The 5841-nt window shown below is 29.0% G+C and carries 6 protein-coding genes and 1 riboswitch; of the genes, 5 read left to right on the top strand and 1 reads right to left on the bottom strand.

Going from position 1 to position 5841, the window contains the following annotated elements:
* Window positions 1–93, top strand: a riboswitch (SAM riboswitch). This riboswitch is flagged as partial in the annotation.
* A 108-nt stretch (window positions 94–201) separates the two neighbouring features.
* The 4 genes from Q0V15_RS11210 (at window position 202) to Q0V15_RS11195 (ending at window position 3560) form a co-directional block, all read left to right on the top strand.
* A complete protein-coding gene (locus tag Q0V15_RS11210) occupies window positions 202–1356 on the top strand; it encodes a PLP-dependent aspartate aminotransferase family protein (protein ID WP_297439028.1) in 1155 nt (384 codons plus the stop codon).
* 2 nt (window positions 1357–1358) lie between these two features.
* The gene (locus Q0V15_RS11205; RefSeq protein WP_297439026.1) at window positions 1359–2489 is read left to right on the top strand and encodes a PLP-dependent aspartate aminotransferase family protein; all 1131 of its coding nucleotides are present in this window, start codon (window positions 1359–1361) and stop codon (window positions 2487–2489) included.
* A gap of 133 nt (window positions 2490–2622) precedes the next feature.
* Window positions 2623–3198, top strand: coding sequence for a hypothetical protein (locus Q0V15_RS11200; protein WP_297439024.1), 576 nt, complete (start codon window positions 2623–2625; stop codon window positions 3196–3198).
* An 89-nt stretch (window positions 3199–3287) separates the two neighbouring features.
* Window positions 3288–3560: an HNH endonuclease gene (locus Q0V15_RS11195; RefSeq protein ID WP_297439022.1), complete on the top strand. Its 273-nt coding sequence runs from the start codon at window positions 3288–3290 to the stop codon at window positions 3558–3560.
* A gap of 42 nt (window positions 3561–3602) precedes the next feature.
* On the opposite strand, the gene Q0V15_RS11190 is transcribed toward Q0V15_RS11195, so the two are convergent.
* The gene (locus tag Q0V15_RS11190) at window positions 3603–4907 is read right to left on the bottom strand and encodes a 3D domain-containing protein (protein ID WP_297439020.1); all 1305 of its coding nucleotides are present in this window, start codon (window positions 4905–4907) and stop codon (window positions 3603–3605) included.
* Window positions 4908–5446: 539 nt separating this feature from the next.
* Between Q0V15_RS11190 and Q0V15_RS11185 the strand changes: the two genes are divergently transcribed.
* On the top strand, window positions 5447–5841 hold a 395-nt coding region (locus Q0V15_RS11185), incomplete at its 3' end, for a transposase (protein ID WP_297439018.1).

Raw genomic sequence — 5841 nt, 5'->3', positions numbered from 1 at the left:
AGAGTGGAGGAGGGACTGGCCCTATGAATCCCAGCAACCTACAATTTGTGTGGTGCTAATTCCAGCAAGAATTTTATTCTTGAAAGATAAGAAATGATTTATATTTTTATGTTTATAGAATCACTTCTTTTATTATAAAAGAAGTGATTTTTTTATTATAAAAGAAGTGATTTTTTTAGTATTAAATTGGGGGCGATAAATTTGAGTGAAAAGTTTAATTTAAGTGATGAGACATATCTTGTAAGAGGTGCAAGTCTTGGTGATGAAAGAACAGGGGCTATAAGTTTTCCAATATATCAAAGTGCAACATTTAAACATCCAGGGCTAAATATGAGTACAGGATATGATTATTCAAGGGTACAAAATCCAACAAGAGAAGAACTAGAAAAAACTATTAATATATTAGAAGAAGGATATGATTGTCTTGCTTTTTCAACTGGTGTTTCAGCTATTACAGCTTGTATACAGCTCTTTAAGAGCGGTGATCATTTTATAGTTTCAGAAGATTTATATGGGGGGACATATAGACTTTTTACAGAAACTTATGCTGGATTTGGAGTGAAAGCAGATTTTATTGATACAAGTATTGCCTCAGAAGTTGAAAAAGGTATAAAAGAAAATACAAAAGCTATTTTTATAGAAACTCCATCTAATCCATTAATGAGAGTTACAGATATACAATCAATTTCAAATATATGTAAAAAATATGACTTGCTTTTGATAGTAGATAATACTTTTTTAAGTCCATATTTTCAAAAGCCAATAAGGTTTGGAGCTGATATTGTTATCCATAGTGGAACAAAGTTTATAGGTGGTCATAATGATGTTTTAGCAGGGCTTTTAGTAGTAAATAGCTCTGAACTTTCAAAAAGGCTCAGAATGATTCATATGGGTACTGGTGCAATTTTAGCGCCATTTGATGCTTGGCTATTAATTAGAAGCCTTAAAACGCTTCATATAAGGCTAGAACGTTCACAAAATAATGCAACAAAGGTCGCTAACTACTTAAATAGCAATAAAAATATAAAAAAGGTTTATTATGTAGGCTTAAAAGAGCATAATGGATATGAAATAAATAAGAAGCAAAGCACAGGAGTAGGTTCTATGATTTCATTCTCTGTAAAGGAAGAAAAACTTGTAGAAAAAATTCTAGGAGGGTTAAAAGTTATATCATTTGCAGAAAGTTTGGGAGGAACAGAAAGTCTTATAACATATCCTTTCACACAAACACATGTAGATATGCCTGAAGATCTTAAAAATAGACTTGGCGTTGATAGAAAACTTTTAAGACTTTCAATAGGTGTGGAAAATATAGAAGACTTATTAAATGACTTAAAAAATATATTGGAGGATTAAGTATGAAACTTGGAAGTAAATTTGTAAGTGGTGAAAATTTAATTGATAAAAAAACAGGGGCAATAAATGTACCTATATATCAAACATCAACATTTCACCAGTTTGATATAAATAATTTTGGGGACTATGATTATTCAAGGTCTGGTAATCCTACAAGAACTATATTAGAAGAAACACTAGCTAAGATAGAAAGTGGAGAGTATGCATATGCATTTTCGTCAGGAATGGCAGCAATTAGTTCAGTTCTTAGCATATTTGAAAGTGGAGATCACTTAGTTGTTGCAGCAGATGTTTATGGTGGAACATATAGGGCAGTAACAAAGTTTTTCTCAAGATATAATATAGATTTTACATTTGTTGATACTGATAATATAGATGGAGTGAGGAATGCTATAAAAGAAAATACAAAAGCAATATATTTAGAAACACCATCAAATCCACTTCTAAAAGTAACTGATTTGAAGGCTTGTGTAAAAATTGCTAAAGAAAATAATATTATAACAATAGCAGATAATACATTTATGTCACCATATCTTCAAAGACCATTAGAACTTGGAATAGATATAGTTGTGCATAGTGCTACTAAATTTTTAGGTGGACATAGTGATATACTTGCAGGGTGTGCAGTAACAAGTGATGAAAGTCTTGCAAAGAGAATTTATACAGTTCAAAATACATTTGGGGCAGTACTTGGACCACAGGATTGTTTTTTACTTCTTAGAGGTATAAAGACATTGAAAGTAAGAATGGAAGAATCACAGAAAAATGCAGTTATTTTAGCTAAGTGGCTTGAGGAACATGAAAATGTAGAAAAAGTATATTACCCAGGACTTAAGAGTTCAAAAGGTTATGAGATAAATAAAAACCAAGCAGATGGTGGTGGTGCAGTTTTATCATTTGAATTTAAAACTTTAGAACAAACAGAAAAGTTTTTAAATAATGTTAAAGGGGTAGTTGTAGCTGTAAGTCTTGGAGGAGTTGAAACAATAGTATCATATCCACCCAAAATGAGTCATGCAGCAATACCAAAAGAAGAAAGAAAAAAATTAGGAATAAGTGATAGACTTGTAAGAGTTTCACTTGGACTTGAAGACATAGAAGATCTTATAAGTAATTTTAGTAATGCTATGTAAAGTAATAGATTAGCGAATAGTATTTTATCAAATAAAAGATTTAAGCTTTTATTTGGTGGGATACTATTTTTTTATGAACTGATTATAGGTAGCTAAAATACTATAGTATATAAAATAAAAAGTAGGTGGAGATTTGATTGAGTATATTTTATCTAAATTTATTGAAAATAAAAAGTTTTCAAAGGTAAGATTATTAATTTTAATGATTGATGGAACAAAGAAAGAAGGGATTATTGCATCGGTATCAAATGGAGTATTAGTTCTAGAACGAGCAGAAGAAGGATATAAGGTAAATGATTTTATAATAATAAGTATGATATCAGCCGTTGAACTAGCTATAAATATTGATAAAGAAAAAGAAAAAGAAAGTGAACAATATTTAGTGTCATTATTTGGTGAATTAAAAAAATATAATAATGGAACATGTGTAACAACAAAACTTATAAATTGCATAAAAGATAGTGAAAAGCCTTGTATATTAACAAGGTGTTTTTTATCAGCAAATCATAGAATTGATGTATTAGTTGAAGATTACAATCTAGCACTTAGTGAGATAAGTTTGTTTAAGAGTTCATATATTAGTGATATTGATATTAGGATTAATTTATTAGTTATTGTAAATGACAGTATAAATACTATATCAATACCAGAGCAGTGCAAAAGTAAAAATATACAAGATTTTAAATGTTTTAAGTATATAAAGCAGTAATGTGAAATTTAGATATGAGTTAAAGTAAGTAGATTCTGATATTATGATATAATTATAATCTAATGGATATTTGAATACAGGAGACAATAATGGGTTATAGACAAAATTATTTTGAGAATACACCATCAAATTATGGATGGTATAAATGTGTAAGATGCAGTAAAAAGTTTAGAAAGAAAGATATTGATGTAGATCATATAATACCAAAAAAATATAAAGGATCAGACAAGCTATATAACTTACAGTCTATGTGTAAGCATTGCAATAGATCAAAAGGTGCAAAAGTAAGAAATACACCAATTGATTTAACAAAAAATATTATAAAACGTATTAAAATTAAAAGCAAAAAGAGAGCATCATAAATGAATGCTCTCTTTTTTATAGGCTTTTCTGAAAATTTGAGATTACCATTGACCTGGGTAGGCGATTACATAAACAGTTACAGGTCTTCTCCCCCAGTTTGTACATTCTTGTGATGAATTAAGATATAAATCTATCTTATTTCCTTTAATAGCACCCCCTGTATCAGATGCTATTGCATAACCATATCCAGGTATATAAACTTTTGAACCAAGTGGAATAACACTAGGGTCAACAGCTATTGTACTAATACCGTTTGGATTTCTAACAGGTTTTAGTCCCATTGCAGTAATGGTACCCCCTGAATAAGCTGTAGCTTCAGCTTGTATTACTTTTTTATAATTAGTGGTTGGACTTGTTGAAGTACCACCATTATTTGAAGAACTTTCAGAATCGCTAGAGCTACCAGAATTATTAGTATTTCCTGAGCTACTAGAACTTCCTGAACTACTAGAGTTATTTTTATTAGCTTCAGCTTCTGCAGCTGCTTGTTTTTCAGCTTCTGCTTGCTTTTTAGCTTCTTCTTTTTGATTTATTGTATTTATAGCTCCGTTAGCATTGGTAATTGCTTGATTAGCTTTATTTCTAACACTTTCAATACTAAGTTGAGGTAAAAGTCCTTTAAGACTAGAAATTGCATTTTCAAGCTGTGACAAGCTAGAAGATGATGAATTACTTATGTTAACTGCATAAGATACTAATTCGTTTTCATTTTCCTCAATTGTAGATAGAACTGTTGATTTTTGCTCATTTAATTCAGCAATAGATACTTCTTGCTCTTTTTTCTTTTGACTTAGTTCTTCTATATTTTTTTTAGTAGAATCTTGTAATGATTTTAAAGATGCTTCTTTTGCATTTAGTGAAGCAACATCAGAATCAAGTGTTTTTTTACTAGCTAGTAGAGAATTAATCATATTATCGTCTAATGAGATAATTCTGCTAAAAGCGTTAAGTCTTGATAAGAAATCACCAAAGTTATCTGATGATAGTAAAAATGCAAGTGGATTAAAGTCTAATTGACTTTTATACATAGCACTTACTCTAACACCTAAAGCTTCTTGTTTCTTTTCAATTTCTTGCTTTGCTGCATTAACTTTAATATTAATTTGAGCAATTTGACTTCCTATATCCTTCATTTTAAGGTCATTGTCATTCGTCACTTTATTTAAATTTTCAATTTGAATATTCAAATCAGAAACTTGTGAATTAAGAGTCAAAATTTGAGAACTTAATTCTTTATATTTCGCCTTATTCTCTGTTGCTTGTGTAGTTGGTGTAGCAAAAGCTTGTACACTTACACCTCCAACTAACATTGCTGCTATAGATAAAGACAGAATTTTATGTTTCATATAGACTATACTCCTTCCTTTTTTGAATTCAGATGCCTAGTTTTTTATGTAAATCTCATAGTTGTTACATCAGTATAGCATAAAAGTAGAGGGGTTGTATAGTTGCAAAGATAAGGGTTAATAATAAGATACAAAATAATTACAATATAGAAACGCTAAAATTCGTCCCTAGATGTGATTAATATTTTTGGGAATAGGCATAAAAATAGCTGAACAACTTAAAAATGCGTATTATATTTAAAAAAAAAACAAAAAAATTCGCTTAAAATGTTTGGAATTTTTTTTTGAAGATAATCAAAAATAGATGAATTTAAAGAGTTTTTCAACTTATATTTTAAAAAGTCCATATAAAATATGGACTTTTAATTTAGAAAAACCTGAATTATTCACAAAACAAATAGGAACCATATCTAATATGGCTCCACGACTATCTTTTCATAACCCTAAATTTTCATCTAAAAAGTGATGAAAAAGATAGAAAAAAAGATTCAACTTTGATAGTGTTAAATTGCTAAACAAAACACAAAGGAGAATCTTCTATGAATATTTTATTACAAAAACACTTGAATTTCAATAGATGTTTTAAAATTAATTTTGATGGTGGTGATTTAACATCTGATGCTGGGCTTTTATTATATAAAGAATTTGATGAAAAAATAGGTTTTAGCTATCTCATAAAGAAATATTTAAATCAAATTGATGTCAATAAGTTTAGAATTCATAGTAGCGTTGCTATTATAATTCAAAAAATATATCAACATATTGCAGGCTATCATGTTGATGATGATGCGGATGAACTCAGAAATGAACCTATTTTTAAAGCTATACTTAATAAAGAAAGTCTAGCTTCTCAACCTACGATATCAAGACTTAATAATAGATTAAATATTGATACTATAAAACTGTTTGAAATAATAAATGAGAAACTAATGGA

The organism is uncultured Clostridium sp., from assembly GCF_947036855.1.
In the GTDB taxonomy this organism is placed as follows: Bacteria; Bacillota; Clostridia; order Clostridiales; family Clostridiaceae; genus Sarcina.
The sequence above is the reverse complement of the archived record's forward strand: the minus strand, read 5'-3'. Positions and strand labels throughout refer to the sequence as shown.

Bases quoted from the DNA above. Each gene is read 5' to 3' on its own strand.
- Q0V15_RS11195 (WP_297439022.1), top strand. From the start codon at position 3,288: ATGGGTTATAGACAAAATTATTTTGAGAATACACCATCAAATTATGGA.
- Q0V15_RS11205 (WP_297439026.1), top strand. From the start codon at position 1,359: ATGAAACTTGGAAGTAAATTTGTAAGTGGTGAAAATTTAATTGATAAA.
- Q0V15_RS11190 (WP_297439020.1), bottom strand. From the start codon at position 4,907: ATGAAACATAAAATTCTGTCTTTATCTATAGCAGCAATGTTAGTTGGA.